Annotated in this window: 1 protein-coding gene; it reads left to right on the top strand. The window is 37.0% G+C overall.

Translation table 11 applies throughout. The annotated features are described in order from the left end of the window. Positions 1–15 precede the first annotated feature (15 nt). Positions 16–341 (top strand): hypothetical protein (locus tag H5154_RS23295; protein WP_182719782.1); only part of this gene is annotated, 326 nt, incomplete at its 3' end.

The raw sequence follows: 341 nt of genomic DNA, 5'->3' as shown, positions 1-341 counted from the left end.
ATTCCAAACTTGGGATTGGCTATAAAAGCAAAACGAATTGAAATTATGATTCGCGAGCAAACACAAATTCAACTTGAAAAAATAGGTGGGCTAAAATATTTAAATGCCCAAGCTATTGAACGCGGCAGGCAAGGTGGTCAAAACAAAGCTCTTAAACAAAAAGAAGTTGTGTTTTTTGTTTTAAGGGAATACGAAAATAACTATATGAATTCAAAGCATAGCCAAGCCCGTGCTGCAAAAATGATAAAAGATAAAACCAATGAGCACATCCAAAACACACCAGAACTAAGGGCACAACTTCAGCCGTTTAGCGAAACCTCTGAAGCCGTTTTGAAATGGAT

The organism is Pseudoalteromonas sp. SR44-5 (assembly GCF_014163675.1).
GTDB lineage: Bacteria > Pseudomonadota > Gammaproteobacteria > Enterobacterales > Alteromonadaceae > Pseudoalteromonas > Pseudoalteromonas rhizosphaerae.
Note: the sequence above shows the minus strand (reverse complement) of the source record. Positions and strands in the feature narration are given on the sequence as shown.